This window comes from Streptomyces piniterrae (genome assembly GCF_005048155.1).
GTDB classification, from domain to species: domain Bacteria; phylum Actinomycetota; class Actinomycetes; order Streptomycetales; family Streptomycetaceae; genus Streptomyces; species Streptomyces piniterrae.
In genome coordinates, this window is the sequence record NZ_SUMB01000004.1 from 54,398 (window position 1) to 76,628 (window position 22,231).

At 69.9% G+C, this 22,231-nt stretch carries 18 protein-coding genes; 8 read left to right on the top strand and 10 right to left on the bottom strand.

Annotation, left to right across the window (positions count from 1 at the left end):
* Nucleotides 1–19 precede the first annotated feature (19 nt).
* Both FCH28_RS12890 and FCH28_RS12895 read right to left on the bottom strand, forming a co-directional pair.
* A complete protein-coding gene (locus FCH28_RS12890) occupies nt 20–1,900 on the bottom strand; it encodes a WD40 repeat domain-containing protein (RefSeq protein WP_136740023.1) in 1,881 nt (626 codons plus the stop codon).
* 177 nt (nt 1,901–2,077) lie between these two features.
* Nucleotides 2,078–2,929: an SCO6745 family protein gene (locus FCH28_RS12895; protein ID WP_136740024.1), complete on the bottom strand. Its 852-nt coding sequence runs from the start codon at nt 2,927–2,929 to the stop codon at nt 2,078–2,080.
* 564 nt (nt 2,930–3,493) lie between these two features.
* Between FCH28_RS12895 and FCH28_RS12900 the strand changes: the two genes are divergently transcribed.
* Nucleotides 3,494–4,666 (top strand): alpha/beta fold hydrolase, encoded by a 1,173-nt coding sequence (locus tag FCH28_RS12900; RefSeq protein WP_187363827.1) that lies wholly within the window; start codon nt 3,494–3,496, stop codon nt 4,664–4,666.
* A 21-nt stretch (nt 4,667–4,687) separates the two neighbouring features.
* On the opposite strand, the gene FCH28_RS12905 is transcribed toward FCH28_RS12900, so the two are convergent.
* The 7 genes from FCH28_RS12905 to FCH28_RS38510 form a co-directional block, all read right to left on the bottom strand.
* Nucleotides 4,688–6,088: a M20/M25/M40 family metallo-hydrolase gene (locus tag FCH28_RS12905; protein ID WP_136740025.1), complete on the bottom strand. Its 1,401-nt coding sequence runs from the start codon at nt 6,086–6,088 to the stop codon at nt 4,688–4,690.
* Nucleotides 6,089–6,212: 124 nt separating this feature from the next.
* Nucleotides 6,213–7,439, bottom strand: a complete 1,227-nt coding sequence (locus FCH28_RS12910; RefSeq protein ID WP_136740026.1) for a hypothetical protein — start codon at nt 7,437–7,439, stop codon at nt 6,213–6,215.
* Between the two features lie 74 nt (nt 7,440–7,513).
* Nucleotides 7,514–9,097, bottom strand: a complete 1,584-nt coding sequence (locus FCH28_RS12915) for a hypothetical protein (protein ID WP_136740027.1) — start codon at nt 9,095–9,097, stop codon at nt 7,514–7,516.
* A gap of 11 nt (nt 9,098–9,108) precedes the next feature.
* Complete coding sequence (locus tag FCH28_RS12920) at nt 9,109–9,585, bottom strand: hypothetical protein (RefSeq protein WP_136740028.1); 477 nt, start codon at nt 9,583–9,585, stop codon at nt 9,109–9,111.
* Between the two features lie 4 nt (nt 9,586–9,589).
* Nucleotides 9,590–11,032, bottom strand: coding sequence for a hypothetical protein (locus FCH28_RS12925; RefSeq protein ID WP_136740029.1), 1,443 nt, complete (start codon nt 11,030–11,032; stop codon nt 9,590–9,592).
* A complete protein-coding gene (locus FCH28_RS12930; RefSeq protein WP_136740030.1) occupies nt 11,019–11,765 on the bottom strand; it encodes a hypothetical protein in 747 nt (248 codons plus the stop codon). Before FCH28_RS12930 ends, FCH28_RS12925 begins: the two co-directional genes overlap by 14 nt.
* A 42-nt stretch (nt 11,766–11,807) precedes the next feature.
* Complete coding sequence (locus FCH28_RS38510) at nt 11,808–13,148, bottom strand: hypothetical protein (protein ID WP_187363828.1); 1,341 nt, start codon at nt 13,146–13,148, stop codon at nt 11,808–11,810.
* Between the two features lie 216 nt (nt 13,149–13,364).
* Between FCH28_RS38510 and FCH28_RS12940 the strand changes: the two genes are divergently transcribed.
* From FCH28_RS12940 to FCH28_RS12950, 3 genes are all read left to right on the top strand, one after another.
* Entirely contained in the window at nt 13,365–13,841 is a 477-nt protein-coding gene (locus FCH28_RS12940; protein WP_246102737.1) for a helix-turn-helix transcriptional regulator, read from the top strand.
* 425 nt (nt 13,842–14,266) lie between these two features.
* Nucleotides 14,267–15,211, top strand: a complete 945-nt coding sequence (locus FCH28_RS12945) for a metallophosphoesterase family protein (RefSeq protein ID WP_246102739.1) — start codon at nt 14,267–14,269, stop codon at nt 15,209–15,211.
* A 133-nt stretch (nt 15,212–15,344) separates the two neighbouring features.
* The gene (locus tag FCH28_RS12950) at nt 15,345–16,667 is read left to right on the top strand and encodes an MFS transporter (protein ID WP_136740031.1); all 1,323 of its coding nucleotides are present in this window, start codon (nt 15,345–15,347) and stop codon (nt 16,665–16,667) included.
* An 83-nt stretch (nt 16,668–16,750) separates the two neighbouring features.
* Here FCH28_RS12950 and FCH28_RS12955 read toward each other — a convergent pair whose 3' ends face one another.
* Complete coding sequence (locus FCH28_RS12955) at nt 16,751–17,932, bottom strand: HupE/UreJ family protein (protein WP_169314137.1); 1,182 nt, start codon at nt 17,930–17,932, stop codon at nt 16,751–16,753.
* Nucleotides 17,933–18,370: 438 nt separating this feature from the next.
* On the opposite strand from FCH28_RS12955, the gene FCH28_RS12960 reads away from it, so the two are divergent.
* The 4 genes from FCH28_RS12960 to FCH28_RS12975 all read left to right on the top strand — a co-directional run bounded on the left by FCH28_RS12960 (nt 18,371) and on the right by FCH28_RS12975 (nt 22,227).
* Nucleotides 18,371–19,414 (top strand): TolB family protein, encoded by a 1,044-nt coding sequence (locus FCH28_RS12960; protein WP_246102743.1) that lies wholly within the window; start codon nt 18,371–18,373, stop codon nt 19,412–19,414.
* 349 nt (nt 19,415–19,763) lie between these two features.
* On the top strand, nt 19,764–20,312 hold the full coding sequence (locus tag FCH28_RS12965) for a hypothetical protein (RefSeq protein WP_246102745.1): 549 nt from the start codon (nt 19,764–19,766) through the stop codon (nt 20,310–20,312).
* Nucleotides 20,313–20,331: 19 nt separating this feature from the next.
* Complete coding sequence (locus FCH28_RS12970) at nt 20,332–21,309, top strand: ribosome-inactivating family protein (protein WP_169314138.1); 978 nt, start codon at nt 20,332–20,334, stop codon at nt 21,307–21,309.
* 228 nt (nt 21,310–21,537) lie between these two features.
* The gene (locus FCH28_RS12975; protein WP_136740035.1) at nt 21,538–22,227 is read left to right on the top strand and encodes a DUF429 domain-containing protein; all 690 of its coding nucleotides are present in this window, start codon (nt 21,538–21,540) and stop codon (nt 22,225–22,227) included.
* Nucleotides 22,228–22,231 lie beyond the last annotated feature (4 nt).

Here is a 22,231-nt window from a genome sequence, read left to right on the forward strand (position 1 = left end):
GAACCTCCGGCTCAGGTCATCACAGCGTGTCCCAGTAACTACGCAGCCACTCGCCGTCCGGTGCGTCCCCGAGAGCCTTTCCCGCGCTCCTGGGGTCCGGTACGACATCGAGCTCGCCCCAGCGCACCGGCCAGGCCAGACGCTCGTCCACTGTCCAGGCGAGGACCGCCTCCAACGACTCCCTTCCCCGACCGTCCGGGGCGATGACCACCCCCTCCTCGAACAGCGCGCACCATGCCGCGTCATCCGGCGCGAAGTGCCTCTTTTCGAAGAACCAGTAGTTGTTGCCCAGCGGCTTTGGGAGCCGCGGTTTGTGGAGGAAGGTGAAGTCGCCGAGGATCTCGCCGGATCCGGCCTGGAGGAACCGCAGGGAGGTGGGGCTCATCGCGACCAGGACATCGTCGGCGCCCCACACCAGCACAGCGGCCTCGGGCGGGACGTCCAGGGTGCGCAGCCGCTGCGGCTCGTCCCCGTTCAGCGCCCACACCTCTGCCCGCCCGTCGGCCGTGAGCCAGGCTCCCGCGTCGCCGGACGGGGCCCAGGCCCAGGAATCGGCGTAGACCATGCCCTCTTCCACGGGCGTGACGTCGAGGCGGTAGCGGAACCGGTCCTCGTCATAGATGAGGACACCCGGCTGTGTGCCGGAGGCGTTGCCCTCGCCCACCAGGGCCGCCAGCCGCGGCACATCGCCCCGCGTGCCCCATTGCAACGCCGAAACGCCCTGGTGCCCGGTCTCCTTCCCGTTCGGCTTGCCGGTCACCGCGTCGAGGAAGCGCAGCCCCTCGTCGTAGTGCACCAGCAACCGGTCATCCGGGCTCCACACGGCGAGCTCGCCGATCCGGGCCAGCCAGCTCACCTGCCCCGACGCGACGTCGATGACGAATGCCTCGGCCTGTCCCCTGCTCTCGCCCCGCGCCTGCAACCGGGTGCCGTCCCGCGACCAGCGGACCCAGCCGTCGGCCTGGAGCGTGACGCCGTCGTGCGCGTCCATCTCCTCGGTGCGCAGATCCTCCCGGAGCCGTTCGGCCAGCAGGAACGGGTGCGCGGGCGTGGCGTCCCGGGACGTCCAGGTCAGCTCGCCGCTGTCCAAAGGGACGATGCAGCCACCCACCTCGCACGGAGACCCGGAATTCACGAAGACCCGTCTCCCGTCGGGCGCCAGCGCCCAGGGCACCGGCCGGGGCGCGCCGTCCGTGATCATGCACTCGGCGAGAGTGACGGACCCGAGATAGGGGCTGAACGGATCGAAGGCACCGAGGAGGTGGGTGTTGTACGCGAGGCCGATGCGGCGGCTGTCGGCCGACCATTGAATACTGCGCTCGTAGCCGGGCCGGCCGATGCCGCCCTGAATACCGATGACATTGACGCAGCGTCCGGTGGCCATTTCCCAGATCTGCAAGGCGCCGCCATAGTCGTCGCCGGTCACGGTGCCGGTGGCCAGATAGCGGCCGCAGGGGCTGAGCGCGTAGTCGTTGATCTCCGCCTTATGGCCGTACGGATGACGCAGGATTGCCCCGTGTTCCTCGCGGACCTCTCGCGTGGCGGCGCGATGCTCCTCGGTGATGCCCTGCTCGCGCTCCAGCTTGAGCAGCCGCGTCCGCAGGGCCACCAGATCCCAAACCGCACCGGCCTGAGGCTCGCCGCGGTGGTCGGATTCGTCCTCATCGGCGAGCAGGGCCCGCAGCGCCTTGTCGTCGAATATCGGGAGGTTGCGCCTCCGTGCCTCCTGGAGCTTCCTTCCCTCGTTGTAGCGGGGACTGTCCACGAAGACCAGTTGCGTCCGGCTGGTCACCGAACCCGTCACCCGGGCGCCCAGCTCCTCCAGCCGTCGCTGCGCCTCGTCCTGGCGGAAGCCCTCGAAGCGGCCGATGAGCACGATCGTCTTCCCTCGTACGTCCATGCCGCAGACCGTAGCGGCAGCCACTGACAACGGCCTTGCCGCGCTGTTCAACCACCTCGCGGGAGAGGGGAGTTGAGGTAGGCGAGGACACCGAAGACCTCGTCGGCCGTTACGTCCCCAGCCGCCGCGGCCTACTGGGGACCCGGCTCGTTCGCCACCGCGGCGCTCCGGCCGGTTTCAGAAGGGCCGAGGCAGGCCGATGGGATTGGGGAACGGCAGCACGTTCGCCTCCACCACCTGCCGGGCGGGGCCCTCCAGGGCGGCGAGCAGCGCGTCCGCTGTGCGATCGGCGAGGGGACGCAGAAGCCGCGCGGCCAGGCGGTCGGTGGTCTCCTCGATCCGGGCACGTTCCTCGCCGCCGTGAACAGTGGCTCGCGCCTCCGCGTCCAGCAGGCCCCTGGAGCGCAACCGGTCCTCGGCGGCCGCCCACTCCTCCTCGCTCCAGCCGCGGTCCAGGCGAATGCCGTCCCGAGGAACCCGGTCGGTGGCGGCGGCCATCACCAGGGCCTCGCAGCCGTCCAGCCCATGGTCGGCCAGCGCGGCGGCATGCGCGTCGCCCCGGAACTCGCGTAGACACGTGGTCAGTTGCCACAGCCGCTCGACCGGATCATCGTGGTCGCACCTTGCGCGGTTGGCGGCGAACAGCGGTCGGGCGAGTGGCGGCGCGTCCTCCACCATGGCCGCAAGCGGTGCGGCCAGCTTCGCGGCGTGGTCGTCGATACCGGGAACAATCGCTCGCAGCGCCGCCGCGGCCCGTCCGGCCCGTTCGTCGACGATCTCCTCCGGGGCGACGGTGGACCAGGCGGCGGGCAGGGCACGCGCCACCATGCCTGGTGCGAAGACGGCGAGTACGGCGGTCGCGAGCGAGGATTCCACCGCTCCCATGGGTGCCAGGCGGGCAGCGAAGTAGCCCATCCAGAAGCCTTTGAGGCCCAGGGCTTTACCCATCCCGCGGCACTGTTCATCGAAGTAGATCACTGCATGAAGTGGTTCGGTACGCTGCCACAGCGTGCGGGCTCTGAGCTCCATGCCCCCGGAGGTTACCGTCAGGTATGTGTCGTCCGCTGCGGTTCGGATCTCCGGGGCCGCGAGGACGGCGAAGACGAGCCAGGACACGTGAGAGCTGAAGGTGGATACCGAGCACCGGCACACGGCGATCCAGCTCCCCGAGGGGCCCTGGTGGGACTGGGAGGTCATCGCCTGGGACACCGGCCAGTCTGAAGCGGTATGGATTCCGGTGCATCGGACCCGAGCGCCCACGCGAGCGCCCAGACCGGGTCCGGGGGCGCAGGGCGCAGGACTCCCGCAAGAACCACCCCGACTGAGCGCAGCCGTCAACGGGTGACCTGACCAGCGTTTTCACAACACGGCCTGGGTGCCGGACCGGCTCGCACAGGAGCCACCAGCACACCCAAGGAGCTGCCCCGGCTCTCGTCATGCGGGCTGATCGGACGCGGTCGCGAGCACCCGATCGGGGCAGTTCCGCCGTACGGCGGCCGCGCTTCCCCGGCCGCCGGGTGGCCGCCCGCCCATGCTGTCCGAGTCCCGGGCGTCCCCCACCCGGGTCCGGCCTACCGAAGGACAGCTCGAAGCATGGCAATCACCACCACCGACCATGCGGTGCCTCACAAATCCCAGCTCCCCCTCAACAGCGGCCAGACCGTGAACCTCTTCGTGCGGGAGCGCGACGGGACGCGGCCGGGCGGCGACCGGACGGCCGTGCTCATGGTGAACGGCCGCAGCGTCCCGGTCCTGCCCGGCGCCGACCTGGGCACCGGCAAGTACAACTGGATGCTGTCGCTGGCCAAGGCGGGCTTCGACGTGTTCGCCATGGACCTCCAGGGCCACGGCCGCTCACCCCGGCCGGATGTGATGCAGCAGCCCTGCAACACCTCCAAGGCCCAGCAGCAGGTGCTGCTCGGCGGCAACCCGCTGACATCGGTATGCACCCCGGTCTACGACCGTCAGCTCGGCGATTCCCGCAGCGACTGGTCCGAGGTGCACACCGTCGTCGAGTTCATCAAGAAGCGGCACGGCGTCTCGAAGGTCGCGCTCATGGGCTGGTCCGCGGCATCCCTCGCGCTCGGTCCGTACGCCATCCAGAACCCGAAGAACGTGACGAGTCTGTTCCTGCTGGCGCCGGTGTTCGGACCCAACTACCAGGCGAGCGCCCCGGGCACCGACTGGGATCCGCCCTTGCCGCTGCCCGTGTCGGGCAGCACCGATGCCAAGTGGGGCTTCCCCATGAATCTCCTCAGCCGGGAGGGTTTCGAGAGGGCCTGGAACAGGGAGCTGGGCTGTCCCGAGCAGCGGGAGGAGGGCATGGTCGACACCGTGTGGGACGCGATCATGGACAGCGACATTTTCGGCAGCAACTGGGGCGCCAAGAAACATGGGGTGCCGCAGGGAGTGCTGCGCTTCCGGAACGCCTTCTGGTGGGGCTGGAACAAGACCGGGGTGAAGGTGAAGAAGATCCTCGGTAACAAGGTGCCGGTGCTCATCATGTACGGGGAGCACGACAGGACGGTGAACAGCGCAGTGGGCGCCGACCCGTTCCTTTCGGTGCCGGAGCTCTACAAGGCCATTCCGGGCAAGCGCAAGCTGATGTTCAAGGTGGCCTGCTCCGGCCACCAGCTGCAGTGGGAGCCGGCGTCCGCGCATCTGCACCGGCTGTCCCGCAAGTGGCTCAAGCACACCGCTGTCGACGGGCACACCACCGGCAGCTTCGAGATGGACGAGGACGGTGACTGCACCCCCGTGCCCTGACCATCCATGGCAGGCCGGGATCTAACCGGGGAAACGGGCGCCCAGCTCGTGGAGGAAGGCCACAGCTGTCCGGGTTCCGCGGTGGAAGCAGCTGATGGAGAGTCGTTCGCCCGGGGCGTGCATCCGATCGTCGGGGAGGGCGAACCCCATGAGTACGACAGGCAGGTCGCGCCGGCGTGCCAGTTCGGCCACGACCGGGATCGTGCCGCCGGAACGGAGCAGCACGGGGCGGCGGCCGAAGCCCTGCCGGAGGGCCGCGACCGCCGCCTCGACAGCCGGGCCGCGGGTGGGCAGTTCGACCGGCGGTGCGGCGGACAGGCGACGCAGGCGGACCCGGACTCCGGCGCGGGCTGTCGCTCGGAGGTGCTGCCGCAACGCTTCCTCGACCACAGCGGGATCCTGGAAGGGGGCCAGGCGCACATTGATACGGGCGGTTGCCGAGGAGGGCACGATGCTCTGCCTTCCGGGGCCGGTGTAGCCGGCTTGCAGACCGGTGATGACGCAGGCCGGCCGGATCGTGGTGCGCTCGTACGCCGACCATCCGGGCTCAACCGTTCCCGGGCCCGGCCGGTGGGCGCGGGCGAGGGCCAGGAGTTCGTTGTCGGACGGTCCGGACCGGGCCGATACTCGGCGGGCGGACTCGGTCAAGGCTCGCGTTCCCCATCGTAGTTGCGGCAGCGGCGTGCCGTCGGCCAGGTGGAGGCCGGCGACGATCCGGCACAGCTCGCGGGCGGGGTCGGCCAGCGCACCGCCGTAGGTTCCGGAGTGCACGTGGGTGGTTGCCCCGTTGACGGTGAGCTCCAGGTTCAGCGAGCCCCGCAAGGAGACGGTGAGCGCCGGCGTGGTGGCGTCGCGCATCCGGGTGTCGCTCACCACCGCGACATCCGGCTGCCATCGGGCCCAGTGCCGGTCCAGAAAGGCCGGCAGGTGCGGGCTGCCGGCCTCCTCCTCGCCCTCGAAGACGCAGCGGACGTTCACCGGGAGGCGGCCGACTGAGGCGAGCCAGCTCTCCACGGCGGCGACGTGGGTGAGCAGTTGCCCCTTGTTGTCCGAGACGCCGCGTCCGACGAGCAGGTCGCCGCGCCGTGTTGGGCGGAACGGCGGGCTCGACCAGGCGGCGAGAGGTTCGGCCGGCTGCACGTCGTAGTGCCCATAAATCAGCAGGGTGGGGCGCCCCGGCCGGTTTCCCCAGCCGGCGGTCACCACTGGGTGACCGCCCGTCGCCACGACGCGGGCGTCCTGCAGCCCGGCGCGGCGTAGCCGGCGGGCCAGCAGCCGGGCCGCCCGCCGGACATCCGAGCGATGCGCCGGCTGGGTGCTGACGCTGGGGATGGCGGCCAGTTCGACGACGTCGTCCAGGAAGCGGGCCCGGTGGCGATGGGCGTACCGGAGGGCGGCGGCCAGCGGGGCGGGCGTCCCCATGCGGGGCACCACCCGGGTGGGCTCATCCCAGGTCAGCGGCGGGGCGGGCCGCCTGACGCCGGTCACCGGCGGTGGGCGCGGGGCAGCGAGCGCCCGGAGGCGGGCCGAGCCACAGCCACGCCCACTATCGCGGCACCCGGGTGCGGGGGCGGCGGTCCGCCGGCATTCCACTGCCCCGGTACACGCCGAGTCCGCCCCTTCGGCTGTGCGCCGGCCGAGTGCTGCGCCGGGGGACGGCGTCGGCGCCCGCGGCGACACCGACGGGCCGGTGCCGGTCCCAGGGCAGCACCCGCTCGGCCTCGGTCCTGTTGGCGAGGCCCAGAGACTGGGCGGAGGTGATCCATTCCTCCGCGCTCTCGGCGATCTCCAGCAGCAGGGTCTCGAACTCGGCCCTAGTGGACTCGAGGATGTGCGGTGCGGCGAGCCAGCGCATCACCTGGCGTCCGGTGACACCCATACGCTGGCGCGGCGAGGTGACCAGCCGCTGGTCGAAGTAGCGGATGAGGACTTCGTCGACCACATCCCAGGCGTTGTCCGCGCCGAACAGCTTCTTCACGTCTTCGGAGCCGAGGATCCGGAATGCCTCGTCGAGCAACTGCATGACTTCCACGCGCAGCACGTTGAGGTGGCCGTAGGAGGTGAACTTCAGGTTGTTGCGCAGGTCGAGACCGGCGCGGCGGACGATCGCGATGCTGCCGAAGCTCGGGTCGTATGCGCGCATCCGGATCACGTCCGAGATGCGCTTGTCCCGCCAGAACAGCGCTACCTGGTTGTTGAAGTGGGTGAACAGCGTGTGGAAGTCGGTGTTGGGACGGGAGCCCGCCGCGCCCGCGCCGCGCCCGTAGCCGAGGATCCGCCGGTAGGCGGCCATCCGGTCCTTGCGGGTGTAGCGCAGCACATCGCGCCGGTCGAACTTGTACAGGCCGAAGGCACCCGGTCCGTCCGACAGCCGCAGCGCGCCGCCCTGGAACAGCTCCTGGAGTTTCTGCACGACCTTGAACACGCCGATTTTCTCGTGTTGGTAGAGGTAGTAGAGGTCGCCGACCGCGTGGACGCGCTCCGAGGCGACTGTCTCGTCGTAGGCCTCGACCCCCGACGGCATACGTGTCGCGCCCAGCTCCTGTGCGGCCTGCGGGCCGAGGCCGGTCAGCTGTGCCAGGCCTCCGTCGGGTGGCGCGGGTTTGGCCTGGTCGGACTTCTCGACGTTCTGGAGCATGTCGTCGAGTTGCTTGACCAGCGCGTCGCCGAGTTGTGGATTGACGGTGAGTTCGTTGGCGAGGCGGCTGGCGACCTGCTGGCGCAGCGCGGCGACGCGGTCGTAGAGGTCTCGGTACTCCTGCTCGGTGGCCATCGGGTTCTCCTTCGTCCCGGGTGCCGGTCGGTGGGACGGGCCGGCTACTTCTGCTTCGGGCGGCGGGCGGGTGCCTACGCGTCCTTGTTGGCAGCCTTCTTGGCCGGCTGTTTTTCGGCGGCTTTTTCTACGAACACATGGATCCAGTCGTCCACCTGCACCGGGGGCCAGGAATCGCCGGGCCTGCTCTCGTAGACCGCGAGCTCGTAGGGGCCCGGTGTCAGCGGGTATTCACGATTGTGCTTGCACAGGTCGAACTCGACCCGCAGCTGCCCCGAGCTGTCGTCGCACGACTGGGGTGTCCCTTCCAGGATGTCGCCGCCGGGCTCGAGGATGGCAACTTTGTGCAGGCCGGGCAGGAAGCCCGATCCGGTCAGCAACAGCTGCTCTTCGCGCCCGAGTTGGAGGACGTTGGGTTTGGCGTTGGCGATCCTGACCGTGATGTGTCGGTGCACGGTGCGTGCGGTGTCCCGGGCCTGGCGGAGGTACTGGTACAGCTCCAGGACGGCCATCTGGACACGGGCGGAGTAGAAGCCGGGCGGCTTGTGGCCTTCCGGATCCATACAGACGACGATCCGGCCGTTGCCAGACGGGTAGGCGCTGAGAATGTGGCATAGCAGGAGCCTGGACAGCTGGTCGAGTACGGGGGAAACAGCCATTTCCACCGCATCCTTGCCCCCGCTCTGGATGACCTTCTTGGCCTCGTGCGTCGCGAATTCATGGATCCAGCGCAGCAGGCCTTCAAGGGTGAGCGAGGTGTCCTTCAGCGGGATCGTCTGCCGTTCGCCAGCGTTGAGGTAGACCGAGTCGAACGCGGACCACACCGACTCCACCTGCCCGCTCACCGCGGCGAGCTCCTGGGAGAGCAGGACCAGGGTCGTGCCGAGGAAGCCGCCGGTGGTGCCCTGCCCGATGATCTGGGGACGCTGCTGCTTCCAGCTCGCATGGAGGGAGAGCACCCAGTCCTGCAGGGTGAGGAAGCTCGTCTGGATGCGTTCCTCCTCGATGGTGTTGACGTTGTCCCCGGTGAGTCCGAACTGCTCCCTCAGGGCCGCGAGATGGCTGCCTGCCGGAAGGCTCTTGGCATCGGTATACGCGTACTCGCTCCCGTTTCCGCATCCGGGGCTGCCGGCGACCGACGGCAGACCGGTGAGCAGCGACAGCAGGTTGTCCACGCGCTCGGGCCTGATGATCGGTGATTCCAGTTCCCTGAGGAGTTCCTCGAGTTCGTGGCGCACCAGGGAGCGGAACGCCTCGGCGTCCTGCACGTCCGGGTCGACCCGCAGCGGGACGAGGGAGTCGAGCAGGGGCAGCGCGTCGCGCACCGCGGTACGGGCTCGTGCGGCGAGCGACGCCTGGCCGCCGGTGACCTGGCCCAGATCCGCCTGTACGGCGTGGCCGCGCGGGGTCCAGACGGCCTCGTTGTGGCCCTCGACGCGTTTGAGCTGGAAGCTCCCGGTCAGCGCCGCGACGAATCCCTCGACGTCCTGGCCGCGTGCTCGCCAGCCCAGTACGTCGCTGATCGTCTGCTCGGCCAGCCGGCCCAGGTCCCCGTCAGCCGATCCGGTGGTGGCGCCGGGCCGGACCTCCTGGGTCAGCACGGGGAACGGGGATTCGCCTTCTGCGATGTCGATGCAATTCGGGGGTTTCGCGTTCATCTCGACCTCCCTCAATGGGTCATGACTACGTCGTCGGTCGCCGCGTCGGCCAGCTCACCCAGGCAGCGCAGCAGGATCGTGTCCACCGCCCGCAGCGGCTCGGCGCAGCGGGCGATCCCGGCCCGCAGCCCGTGGGCCCACGCCTGCCACTCGTGGCCGGACTCCCGGCGCGCGGCGCCCTGGACGGCGCGGAGCACGGCGCCGACGGCCCCGAACGAGCACAGGTCCTCGTAGTAGCGGCGCCGCATCCGATCCAGCGGGCAGGCCGCCTGGGACAGCGCATGCCCCGGGGCCGGGCGGTCCAGCTGTGCGAGGGCCTCGTCGAGATCGCCCCGGCCGTCCGCGATCACCTCGGCGATTCGGTCCGCCGCGGCCAGCCCGGCGCCGGGCGGGCGGTCCTCGTCGGCGGTTACGGCCAGTTCGCGCCAGGCGGTGTGGAGCCGCTGCACCGCTGCGCGGAGTTCCTGGACTTCTCGGGTGAGACTCATGGGGTCACCGCCTCGCCAGTTCGCTGAAAAAGTTGCGCATGAGCCGCTCGTGGCCCGCCAGGCCGCGGTCCGCGGCGAAGCGCACCGCGCCGATGAGGAAGCGCTCGGGTACCACGCCGGGGTCCACTCCGCGGGCCAGCCGATCGGCGGCCTCTTCGACCATCGCCTGCTCCTTCTTCTCGAACCTCAGCACCGACGCGAGAGTCCGGTTGCCCAGTGACGGGAACGGGGTGTAGCAGACCGCATCCACGACGGCCGGGACAGCGGTGGGCGCGGTGCGCAGCAGTGCGGCCGGGATGGACGAGCGGGCGGGGTTCGGGTAGAGCCGGCGCCACATCCGCTCGTACTGCGCCGCACGGTCGGTGAAGCCCATCCGTGCCAGCAGATGTGTGGAGAGGAATCCGCGCAGGTACGGGGTGGGGTGGACGCCTCCGGGCACGTAGCCCAGGGACAGCTCGGGCGAGCGCCCCACCACGTCGAACAGCGACCCGACGATCTCCGGCCCGCCCAGCAGCAGGCCGGAAAGGTCGGCGTAGATCTCCCGGTTCCAGTGGGTCCAGGTGGCTGTCACGCCGGGTGGGAGGCCTGCCGCACGCAGCCGGGCCTGGATCGCTCGCGGGACGGTGTGTTGAAGTCCCAGGTCATTCTGCAGGTTGTGGCTGATCTCGTGCAGGACCGCGCCGAGCGTCCAGGGGTTGACGAGCCGGTGGTAGGGCAGCTGGATGAGCGGGAACGGGTTGAGCCGGCGGCCCAGCCGGCGCAGCGGGATGCCCCGGCGGAACGTGGCAGGGGAGAACCCGGTGCGCATGTAGCTGAACGGCGGTGGCGCCGGGATGGACCGCGCGGTGCCCAGTCCCAGGTAGGCGTACTGGTAGCAGTCCAGCGCGATCCGGTCGCAGCCGAGCAGCCATTCGGCGTACCGCGACTGGCGTTGGCCGAACAGTTCCAGGTAGAAGTCCCAGATCCGCTCGGTGGCGCGGACCCAGTCGTGCGCCTTGGACTTCAGGCGCAGCAGCTCGGTCAACTGCCGAGGGGTGGGCTGCTCGACGGCGGCCTCGGCGGCTATGCGGACGGCGCTCGTCATCGTGGACAGCGGGCGGCGCAGCGTGGACAGCAGCTCGTTCACCGCCTGGATGTGGCCCTCGCTCGGGGCCTGGTCGCCGGTGCCGAACTCCGCGCGGGTGAACGGTCGCAGCGCGGCCAGGTGGCGTTCCACGTTGGTGGCCTGGCTGGACAGCCAGGGACGCAGTGTGGGCTGGGCGGCGAGCAGGCGTATGGGCTGGGGCCGCCGAACGGGCCGGGGCTGCCGTCCGGGCGCGGGCGACGTGAGGGCGTACCGCTTCGGTGCCGCCCGCGTGGCGGTCCCGTGGGCCGCCGCCGCGCTCCGCCTGGGGCGGGACGCCTCGGTCCGCCGCGTGCGTGTGCCGCGGTCGTCAAGCACGGACACGTCGACGCCTGGGGGTGTGGATCGGCTCCAGGTGCGGGGACAGGGGGCCGCAGCGCGGCGTCCCCTCCCGGAACCGGGCATGGCGGCGCTGGTCGAACACGCGGACCGCATGTCTGGCGCGGCGCCGAGTGGCCGGAGATCCGAGCACCCGTTGGCTCATCCGGGCCAGTGTGCGCACAGCCATGTCGCCGCTGAGCGGTCGGCCGCTCTGTACCTGGTCGGCCAGGCTCTGCGCGGTGCGCTGGAGGATGACCGGGACGGTCTCCACCAGCCGGCGGGTCGCCGGATCGCGGCGCAGCTGTCGGGTCATCCGGGCGGCGCCACGGATGAGTTGAGGCGCGTATCGGCCGACGAGTCGGGCGGCGCGGGGCACGAGCCGGGCCGCGAGCGGCACCATGGCTCCGATGAACGCCTCCGCCTCGGCCTCGCTCTCGGCGCGGCTGGCGGCTCGCCCCAGATGAGCCATCAGTTCGGCGTCGGGGTAGATGCGCCGGACGGGGTTGACGAAGCCCTCCTCCTCGGTCTCGGCCTCCGCTTCGGCTTCGAACTCGAACTCGTACTCGCATTCCCGTTCGAACTCGCCCTCGGCTTCGCCTTCACCCTCCCCCTCCCATTCGGCTTCGTACTCCCCCTCCCACTCGCCTTCGAACTCGCCCTCCATCTCCTCTTCGAATTCACTCTCGAACTCATCCTCGAATTCGAGCTCGCCCTGAACTTCCGGGTAGCGGGTCATGTTTTTCAGCCTCCTCAAGTCACTGGCAGTCCGCGGCGGCACTCAGCGCATTCGCCCTGGTACGCCCCCGGGCGCGCGGGTGATGGTGGCGGTGCGCGTCGTCGGCCTGGCGCCGCGCGGCACCCGTACGTCGGTCACCACGCGGACCAGCCGGCTGGGCCGGCCACCACTGCCGGGCACCCGCACCGGGGTGACCACCCGCATGGTGGAGGCGCCGGCCCGCCGGGGCACGGCCCCTCCGGGCCGGACAGGGAGGGTCCGGGTGCGGACGGGCACGCCGCGGGTCACCCCGCCCGGACGAAGGCCGCGGGGACGCATTCCGTACGACGCGCCGCGGGTCGAGCCGTGGGCCGCGCCGCGCAGGGCGCCGCGGCTCTGGACGGAGCCGATGCCGCGCTGGTTGCGGAGCAGCGCATGGCGGCAGCGCCGCGGGCTGCCCAGTACGCGGGCGGTGTGCACGGCCATGGTCCGCGCCGCGGTGGCGGGCGTGATGCCGGCGCCGCGCCGCGCCCTCCGCAGCAAGGTGCGGCCGGTCTCGTCCACCAGAGTCGGGACGATGCGGATGAAGGGCCTGGCGCCGCTGCCGTGCAGCACCCGGGTGATCACGGCGGCGCCGCGCACCAGAGCGGGGAGAACCGACTCCAGCGCCGCACGGTCTCTCGCCGACAGCGAGCGTACGGCCGCCGCTCCGGCCAGCGCCTCGGCTTCGGCCTCCGATGCCGCGGCGGAGGCCTGCGCCGCCATGAGTTCGGCAGCGGCCTGGCCGGCCGTGAGCGGTTTGTTCGCGGCCTCGCGGTGGGCCGCCTCAAATTCGCCCTCGTCCTCCAGCTCGCCTTCCAGCTGGGAGGCGATGGCACGGGCGGCGAGTCCGGCGGCCGGGCCGCCGACGGCGGTGGCGACGAGCGGGCCGGCGGTCTTGGCGATGGTTCGCAGAATGGGAGCCGCCCGGCGAATCATCCGGCCGACTCTCCTGAAGAACTCCTCGCCCTCGTCCTCGTACTCGGCTTCGAGTTCGTACTCCTCCTCGCCTTCCCCCTCGCCGAGCAGGCTGCCTGCCGCGCGCACCAGGCCGCCGAGGAACTCCTCGCCCTCCCCCTCCTCCTCGTACTCGCCTTCAAGCATGGCCTCTAGCTCGTCTTCGAACTCGCCTTCGTACTCGCCTTCGAGTTCCTCCTCGGCTTCGAGTTCGTACTCCTCCTCGCCCTCACCGAATCGGCCGACCCCGGCGCGCAGGGAGCCACCGTGGAACTCCTCGCCCTCCTCCTCGAGTTCGTACTCTTCCTCGCCCTCCCCCTCGCCGAGCAGACCGGTGACGCCGGAGACAACCCTGTCGAGGAACTCCTCGCCCTCCGGAAGTGCCTGAATGTCGTGGTGTCGCGCCATGGCGGTAATTCCTCCCTGCAGTCGCGATGTCACCGCCAGTACACAAGAGGGAGGGCGTCGGCGTAAGTCGCACCTTCTCCGTACCGTATTCGTGCTACTCGATTCAGGTTCCGCCCGGTATGGAGATGCGACGCGTCGGAGGCTCGGTTAGAAAGATCCACAGTGGCCGGAACAGATGGCGGCCGTCGTCTCGGAGAGTCTCGTATGCCCGACATCGTGACCACATCGCCCCTGGCCGGCAAGGGCCCCCGGGCCGCCATGACAGGGCGGAACGCCGGCATGTGCCCATCCTCGGAACAGGTCGAACCGGAGCACGACGTGCTGGTTCGGAATCTCGTCCTGGAGCTGGCACGCAGAGGGGCGGAGCTGGACCCCGCAGGCTCCGCCAGTGACGGGTCCGGGCAGCAGACACTGCTGGACGTCGAGGTGGGCGAGGTCCGCTGCGTACTCACCAGGAACCGGGCGAGCGACCACCGGCCCACACCCGCACAGGAGCTGAGCCCGCGAGAGATGGAGATCGCCCGACTGGTCGGCATGGGGCACACGAACAAGACCATCGCCGCGGTCCTCGACATCAGCCTCTACACCGTCTCGACCCACCTGCGGCGGATCTTCGCCAAGCTCGGCGTGTGCACCCGTGCGGCTATGGTCGCGACGCTCTCCGGTGACCTGGACCGACCCGACAGCCCCTGAGTGACGCCCAGGCCACTCGCACACCGCACTCAGGCGACGAGCCCCTCAACTGAGTGCCGACAGAAGTGGGCTTGATCCGCCTCGACAGACATTTGGCGGGCATCCGAGTCCAAGTCCAGGGGGCTGACTCCCAAGGCCCGGCCATGCGACACCGGCCCGGCGAACCTTCCCGGGGCTGCTGTTGATCTGCGGAAAAAACCTCTCCTGATCCGCGGCAAAATCTCCCCGAGCAATTGCCCGATCCACCAAGTCGCCCTCCAGGCAACCCAGTTGGGGCCTCACCCCAAGAGTGGAACCATTCCGTCGGGTCGAGTTCATCTACGGGTCCCTGGTGCACCGGGCCTCCGTTCGCGCGCCCTCTCTAGGTTCCTTGACCGGCCGACTGTGACGCCGGCCACAGCACTCATCGAGGAGAGTGGTAGCACGTGTCCAGAACCATGAAGAGGAATGCCGTCCGCGCATCGCTCGTCACCACCGCACTGGTCTCCGTGCTCGCGGGTTCGGGGGCCGTCGTGCCGTCGGCCGCCGCGCCGAAGCCCGACAACAGCACGACCGCGGCGAACGCAGTCCTGGCCGACGAGGTGCTGGTCGGCGCGGGCGACATCGCCAACTGTGGCACCGCGGGTGACGAGGCCACCGCCAACCTGCTGGACGGCATCGCCGGCACCGTCATGGCCATCGGCGACACCGCCTACCCGGACGGCACCGCCGCCGACTACACCAACTGCTACAGCCCGACCTGGGGCCGGCACAAGTCCCGCACCAAGCCGGCGACCGGCAACCACGAGTACCACACCTCTGGCGCCTCCGGATACTTCAACTACTTCGGTGCCGCCGCCGGTGACGCGTCGAAGGGCTACTACTCCTACAACCTGGGCTCCTGGCACGTCGTCGCGCTGAACTCCAACTGCTCGATCGTCTCCTGCAGCGCCGGCTCCGCCCAGGAGCAGTGGCTGCGCAACGACCTCGCCGCCAACACTCAGCCGTGCATCGCGGCCTACTGGCACCACCCGCGCTACACCTCCGGCTCCAGCCACGGCCCCAACACCGCCGTCAAGCCGCTCTACCAGGCGCTGTACGACAACCATGCCGATGTGGTCGTCACCGGTCACAACCACAACTACGAGCGGTTCAACCTGATGGACGCCAACGGCAACCTGGACACCACGAACGGCATCCGGCAGTTCGTGGCCGGCATGGGCGGCACCGGTCTGGGCGGCTTCGGCACCATCCAGCCCAACAGCCAGGCCCGCAACAGTGACACGTGGGGTGTGCTGAAGCTGACCCTGCACGCCGGCAGCTATGACTGGCAGTTCGTACCGCAGTCCGGCAAGACGTACTCCGACAGCGGTACCAACTCCTGCCACTGACCAGCAGTTCCTGTGGGTGCCCTCCCGGCCGGCCGGGAGGGCACCCTTCCTCGGCGCATCCCACACATCCCGCGCATCCCGCTGCCAGTGGCCGTCACACGCCCCGGTACACACCCCGGAGGTTCGCCCACCCATGTATCTGTCCTCGATCGGCCGACCGGCCGCCGGACGCACCGACTCCCCTGATCCCGCCGAACGCTCGGGCAGACGCAGGCTGCGTGTGGTCGGCGCGAACGTGTTCGCGCTGGGCGCGGTCAGCCTGGTGACGGATGTCTCCGCCGAGATGGTCGCGGCCGTCCTGCCGGCCTACCTGGTCTTCGGGCTGTCCATGAGCCCCTTGAGCTACGGCGCGCTCGACGGGATCTATACGGGTGCCACCGCCGTACTGCGGCTGGTCGGCGGATATGTGGCCGACCGGACCCGTCGCCGCAAGACGGTGGCCGGCATCGGTTACGCGATGTCGGCGGCGGCGAAACTCGGACTGCTCGCCGCCGGACGCTCGGCCGGTGCGATCGGGCTGGTCATCGCCTTCGACCGGACGGGCAAGGGGCTGCGGACAGCACCCCGCGACGCGCTGATCACCCTGTCCACCCCACCCGAGTCGCTCGGCCGTGCCTTCGGGGTACATCGAGCCATGGACAGCTTCGGGGCATTCCTCGGCCCGCTGGTCGCACTGGCCGTGCTCGCCGCCGCGGGGGCGGGCTCCTTCGACGCGGTCCTGTTCACCAGCTTCTGCATCGCGGTGCTCGGCGTGCTGCTGCTCGTGCTCTTCGTACGCGACCGGCACGACGCCGCCCCTGGCGCGACCGGAACCACGGCCGTCTCCCCGCGTGCCGTAGTGGAGTTGCTGCGGATGGCTCCGGTGCGCAGACTCACCGCGGCCGCCTGCCTGCTCGGCTTCTCCGTCATCGGTGACGGCTTCGTGTACCTGCTGCTGCAACGACGCGAGGACCTGGCCCTCGGCTGGTTCCCGCTGCTTGCGGTGGGCACCAGCCTCGTCTACCTCCTGCTGGCCGCCCCGATCGGGGCGCTGGCCGACCGGGTCGGCCGGCTGCCGGTCGTCCTCGGCGGCTACGCCGCACTGACCGGGGTGTACCTGCTGCTGTTCGGCCCGTTGCACGGCTGGCCGCTGCTGATCCTCGTACTGGGCCTGTACGGCGTTTTCTACGCCGCCACCGACGGTGTGCTGATGGCCCTCGCCGGTCCCGTACTGCCCGCGGGGCTGCGGACCACCGGCATCGCACTCATCCAGACGGGGCAGGCGCTGGCCTACCTGGCTTCCTCGGTACTGTTCGGGCTCGCCTGGGAGTTGTGGGGCCCAGAGTCCGCGAGCCATGTCGCCGCTGCCGTCGTCGCCGTCGCCGTACTGGCCACTGCACTTCTGCTGAACGTCCGGTCCGACAACGGATCCGACAACGGACCGATCGCTGGCGACGGCGCCGGAGCGACCGTTTGAGCGAGCACACCGTCCCGGGTACGGCCCACATCTAGGAGTTCCAGTTCTCCTCCGCCTGTACGCCCTCGTGACCGACGGGAGGCCTACGCGGCGCCGCTCGGCGCCAGCACGCGCTCGACGAACCAGACCAGACCGATGACGCCTACAACGACGGCCACGCAGACGTGGGCGACGGTCGACCAGGAATACCGGCGGCGCGTCAGCAGGAGCAGCGGGAACAACAGCAGAACAATCGCGAGCTGTCCCAGCTCGATGCCGAGGTTGAAGCTCAACAGTGTGACGAGCAACCGGCCGCCGGAGTCGTCGGTGAAGCTCAGCGCCCCGGCGAAGCCCAGCCCGTGCAGCAGGCCGAAGCCGAACACGATGAGGGTGCGGTGCCGCGACTCGCCGCGCGCGATGTTCTCCACCGCGACATACACGATGGACAGTGCGATCAGCGGTTCGACGATCTCGGACGGAACCTCGACCCACCCCAGCGCGGCCAGGGCGAGCGTCACACTGTGCGCCACGGTGAAGCTGGTCGCGAGCCGGACAACGCTGCGCCATCCCTGCGCGCCGAGCAGGAGGAGCACCAGGAAGAGCACGTGGTCGACGCCGAGCAGGATGTGGTCCAGCCCCATGAACACGAACCGGCCCATCGACGGCAAGAAGCCCGTCTCACCGGCTTGTGATTCGCGTGGCCCGGCGTCACTCTGGCCGGCTTGCGATTCGCGCGGCTCGGCGTCGCTCCGGCCGACCCGCAGTTCACGATGGCCGGAGTCGAAGACATCGCTCCCGCCGGAGCCGCCGAGTTCGTAGTCGACCATGTTGGTGTGCTCCGCGCCGATGGCGTCCGCCTCGGAAAACACCCCGTAGCGCACGGTGAACCCGCCGCTCGCCGAGCCCGGACAACGATAGGTGAGATGCAGGCCGGCATAGAGGAACTGCTGCCGCTTCGTGATGCCCGTGTCTTCGAGTTCGGCGGCACAGGATTCGCCGTCGTGGGCGACGGTCAGGCGGGCCGCGAGGTACGACGCAAGCTGTGCGCGGTGAGACTCGAGAAATGCCTCGCGCTTGGCGTCCTTGGCTCCACGCGGGAGCTTGCCGAGGTCGGCGGCCTTGGTGAGGGTGTCGTAGTCCAGTTCCAGCTTGTAGCGCACCAGTGACCCGTCCTGGCGGATCGTGGACGTACCGTCCGTCGTCGGGACATGTGCCGAGGCCACCGAGCTCGTCAGCGACATCAGGATTCCGGCGAGAACTATGGCCCCCAGCGCGACCCGGAGCACGCTGAGCATTCGGCGGGAGGTGCCTCGCAGGTCTGGTGGCGGAGCCCAGATTGTCATGCCGAGGAGCAGAGCGCCCCGAGGAGGGGAGCGCACATCGTGCGTATTTCCCGGTCTCGACGGCTGGTTGAATTCTTGGCGGTCCGCGCGGCGACCGGCCCCCGGGGCAGATGGCCTCCTGGTGGCTGCTCACCTCACCTCGCCGCTCATGAGGTAGCGAGGGAGGAGATGGACCACCGTCGATCGTTCAACCACCGGCCATCCTGTGACCCACATCTCATCACCGGGCCGTCCGCCGGCATCCCTACCTTCCGTGAAGCCCCCACGACGTCAAAAAGCGGAGGGCTTTCGCATGTTCAGACACCGAGCGGCCAGGGCTGCGGCGACGGTCGCGGCTGTCAGCACAACGGTCCACACGACTACCGACACCGAGGTGACCGTATGAGCGAGCAGACCACGATCGACGCCGAGACGCCGCAGCAGAGCCCGCCGCCCGCGCCGCCCCGGTTCGGGCGAGCCGCTCGCATCACCACCACGGTGGTCGCCACCGTCGCGCTCGCCGGTCTCGCGATCGGCTACGTCCACTTCAAGGGGTCACCGGAAGGGGCAGAGGCCCCCGCCACGGCACAGGCCGTGTCGCTGGCGCCGGGCCCGCGTCTGCTCACCCTGATGAGCACCGGGCAAGTGACCACGACAGACAAGGGCGACCCGGGCGGCACCCGCGCAGTGTCGAAGACCAAGTGTGACCGCATCTACGCCGCATCGAGAACCGTCGCCTGCCTCTACGCCGACGGGACGCTCGGCACCGTGACGATGCGCATTCTCGACGCGGACCTGAGGGAACGCAAAGCCATCCCGGCCAGCGGCATTCCCAACCGGGTCCGCGTCTCGAACAGCGGCCGCATGGTGTCCTGGACGGCGTTCGTCGGCGGCGACAGCTACGCCACCCTCGACTTCGCCACCCGCACCGGGATCTACGACACCAAGACGGGAACCCTGTTCAAGACACTCGAAACCTTCGCCGTCACCAAAGACGGCAAGCCGTATCAGTCGATCGACATCAACTACTGGGGTGTGACTTTCACCGACGACGACAACACCTTCTACGCGACCATGTACACCAAGGGCCACCGCTACCTGGTCCAGGGCGACTTCGCCGCGCGAACCGTCCGCACCCTGCGCGACCACGTTGAATGCCCCTCGCTCTCGCCCAACGGGACCCGGATCGCGTTCAAAGCACCCATCAACGGCGACTCGACCCGGGGCTGGCGGCTCTCCGTGCTCGACCTCGCCACCAACCGGGTCACCCGCACGGCCGAAACCCACAGTGTGGACGACCAAGCAGCCTGGCTGGACAACTCCACCCTCGCCTACGCCCAGCAACACAGCGACGGCACCAAAGACCTCTGGACCGTACCCGCCGACGGCGCCGGCAAGCCAAGGCTGCTGCTGCGCAACGCCCACTCCCCCGCCGCGCTCGGCTGATCACGCCCGACTGCGTCAAGGTGCTGCGCATGGACGAGCTGCCGGTTGAGGAGGAGACACATCGGACTGCCGAGGTGCCGCTGATGTATCTTCCACGGCACCGTTTCCGTCGCCGCTGTTCGTCTCCGGCTTTCGGTCGTGACCCGCCGGACAGCCGCGGAATCGCGCCAAAGGCTCCTCGGCCTCTTGCCTCGCATCCGTCAACGCCCGCGTTGGCCGATCGTCAAGGGGACGTTGATCGAGGCTCCTTAACGTTTCCGGCGCATCGATCGCCGATAAACCGCGAGGTGAAGTACGCATGCTGTTCCGCACGCGAGGCAAAGGCAAGGTCTCTTCCTTATACGCCGGGGTGAACACGCCCCGGCGGCGGACCGCGGTCATGGCCGGGGTGCTCGTAAGCGTGTCCGTGGTGGCGCTGGGGCCCGCTTCCGCGGCGCCGCAGGGTTCCGGGGAACCGACGAAGGCCGCTGCGCAGGCGGCTCCGGCAGCCGACTCGGCGCGTGAGCACTGGCAGCCGCCAACACACCGGGACGGGGGCCCCGGGGATCCCGGGACGGAGCCCGGCAAGATCAACACCGACTACCTGATCAGCGAGGTGTCGCCGGCGCAGTTCAGGGGCTACTGGTACCAGTCCCACATCAACGGGGTCAGTGTCACGTGGGTGGCGCCCTCGGGGCGGGATCCGTACAACACCTGGGACTGGATCGAGATCCTGGACAGCAACGGCAAGCGCGTCACGTGGGACTGGGCCTGCGGCAACGCCAACTGCGGCGCGTACGGCTCGACCCTGATCGACGCGAAGCTGACGAAGGGCGCGGAGTACAGGGCCCTCTACTACAGCGACGGAGGCCGGGTCACCAAGGGCACGCTCCAGGCCGAGTTCGAGTTCTGGGCCTGACATGGGAGACACAGAAGAGATGACGCGAAGGGTTGACCGGGCCGAACGGTTCACACGCGGGCCGGTACGGCGGCGATTAGTCAGCGCGGCCGTGGTGGTCTCGGTCCTTGCGGGCACGCTGGGGGTGGGTGGGGCAGCGGTCACCTACGGTGCATCGGCCTCGCCCGGGCAGGGTCAGAGCATCCAGGCCACGTCACAGGAGCAGGCGCAGCCGAGGGAGGGGACGGAGGACGAGGAATTCGCCGACCTCTACACCCGCACGGTCGCGAACGTCCGCAATGCCATGCTGGGGGAGCAGAGCGTCCGACGGCCCGGGGCCGGTCACCTGATCCAGAACCCCGACCCCGAGGTCATGCAGTCGATCAACATCGGACGGTTCGCCGAGGACGAGTTCATCGGGGGCCGCATGGTCCGAGGAGTCTTCCGCCGGTCCGACAACTATCTGCTCGGGTTCTACGTGGAGAACAGGGACGCGACCAGCCGCGTCCTCTACACGTTCACCGAGCGGGTGAACGGCCGCACGCGGGACATGGTCCCGGAAAACCTGTTCCCGCGCGTCCGCAGGGAGCACTTCGGCTGGGGCATCCAATACCGGGGCCTCGAGGCGATCACTGTCAGCCGGAGCCGCCTGCGGGATGCGGTGCTCGAGATCTACCATCACGACCCGAACACGAGCACCCACACGATGGAGGACAGTGTCCAGGCGCTGGCCGTGGCCCTGGCGGAGGGGGCGCGATTCCAGGTGATTCCCGCGCAGATCGCCCAGGCCATCCGCGGCAGGTCGGCCTGGACCGTGGGCGGCCACGCGAGCGAGATCAGGAACTGGGACCACGGGTCCCAGGCAGTCCTGCAGGCACGCGCCGCCGACCCCACCGGTAATGGCGAGGTGTGGCAGCAGCGCCGTCAATACGCCTGGAACGGGGCCCAGGTGCTGCTGACCGCGCTGGATCTGGCCCGCCGGCTCTACTTGATCAAGCCGCCGACGAGGAAGGGCTGACGTTCACGGCACCACACAAGGTGCTCGCCAGGAGGGCTGCCGCCGTGTTCCACCGCGATCCGTCATGGCCAGGCGACGGCGCAGCCCTCCCCCCCCCCCCCCCCGAGGGCACCGGGAATGCCGGCCGTCGACTCGTGCGCCGTCGGCCTGTCGCCCTCCCTCATTTCGTTCGCCTTTATGGTGAGTACGACTGTCCCCTGACGTCCCCGTTCGAGGAGGCCGGCTGACATGGTGACCGTCCTCGGCGTCGACGCGTGCCCGGCTGGATGGCTGGCGGTCCGGCTCCACGACGGCCGCTTCGCGGAGGCGCGGGTCGTTGCGACCCTGCGCTCCCTGCTGGCCGGAGCCGCTGCCGGCAGTGTCGCGGTGGTGGCCGTGGACATGCCGCTGGGGCTCCTCGACGCCGGGTGGCGGCGTGCGGACACGGAGGCGGCGGCCCTGCTGGGACCGCTGCGGAGCAGCGTCTTCCGGGTGCCGCCGCGCGCCGTGTGGCAGGAGGAGGAGTACGACGGCGCGCGGATCCGGTGCCGTGAACTCACCGGGGCCGGGCTGAGCCGACAGACCTGGGGGCTCGCGTCCAAACTCCGTGAGGCGAACGCCTGCTTGGCGGAGCCTGGGGGCGACCGGCTCTACGAAGTGCACCCCGAAGTGTCGTTCCGGGCCCTGGCGGGCGGGACAGCACTGCTGTCCCGCAAGAAAAGTTGGGCGGGGCAGATGGCACGGCGCTCGCTGCTCGCCGCGGCCGGCATCGTCCTCCCTGACGACCTGGGGGACGCGGGGCGCACCCCGCCGGACGACGTGCTGGACGCGGCCGCTGCCGCGTGGACGGCCCACCGGATCGCCCGCGGCCGGGCGCACTCCCTCCCGGATCCGCCCGAGCACGATGCGGGCGGGCGCCCGGTCGCGATCTGGTACTGAGCGG

Coding starts and splice junctions, on each gene's coding strand:
- FCH28_RS12950 (WP_136740031.1), top strand. CDS start 15,345: ATGTATCTGTCCTCGATCGGCCGACCGGCCGCCGGACGCACCGACTCC.
- FCH28_RS12895 (WP_136740024.1), bottom strand. CDS start 2,929: ATGGAGCTCAGAGCCCGCACGCTGTGGCAGCGTACCGAACCACTTCAT.
- FCH28_RS12920 (WP_136740028.1), bottom strand. CDS start 9,585: ATGAGTCTCACCCGAGAAGTCCAGGAACTCCGCGCAGCGGTGCAGCGG.
- FCH28_RS12905 (WP_136740025.1), bottom strand. CDS start 6,088: ATGGGGACGCCCGCCCCGCTGGCCGCCGCCCTCCGGTACGCCCATCGC.
- FCH28_RS12970 (WP_169314138.1), top strand. CDS start 20,332: ATGACGCGAAGGGTTGACCGGGCCGAACGGTTCACACGCGGGCCGGTA.
- FCH28_RS12910 (WP_136740026.1), bottom strand. CDS start 7,439: ATGGCCACCGAGCAGGAGTACCGAGACCTCTACGACCGCGTCGCCGCG.
- FCH28_RS12930 (WP_136740030.1), bottom strand. CDS start 11,765: ATGACCCGCTACCCGGAAGTTCAGGGCGAGCTCGAATTCGAGGATGAG.
- FCH28_RS12890 (WP_136740023.1), bottom strand. CDS start 1,900: ATGGACGTACGAGGGAAGACGATCGTGCTCATCGGCCGCTTCGAGGGC.
- FCH28_RS38510 (WP_187363828.1), bottom strand. CDS start 13,148: ATGGCGCGACACCACGACATTCAGGCACTTCCGGAGGGCGAGGAGTTC.
- FCH28_RS12915 (WP_136740027.1), bottom strand. CDS start 9,097: ATGAACGCGAAACCCCCGAATTGCATCGACATCGCAGAAGGCGAATCC.
- FCH28_RS12975 (WP_136740035.1), top strand. CDS start 21,538: ATGGTGACCGTCCTCGGCGTCGACGCGTGCCCGGCTGGATGGCTGGCG.
- FCH28_RS12960 (WP_246102743.1), top strand. CDS start 18,371: ATGAGCGAGCAGACCACGATCGACGCCGAGACGCCGCAGCAGAGCCCG.
- FCH28_RS12900 (WP_187363827.1), top strand. CDS start 3,494: ATGGCAATCACCACCACCGACCATGCGGTGCCTCACAAATCCCAGCTC.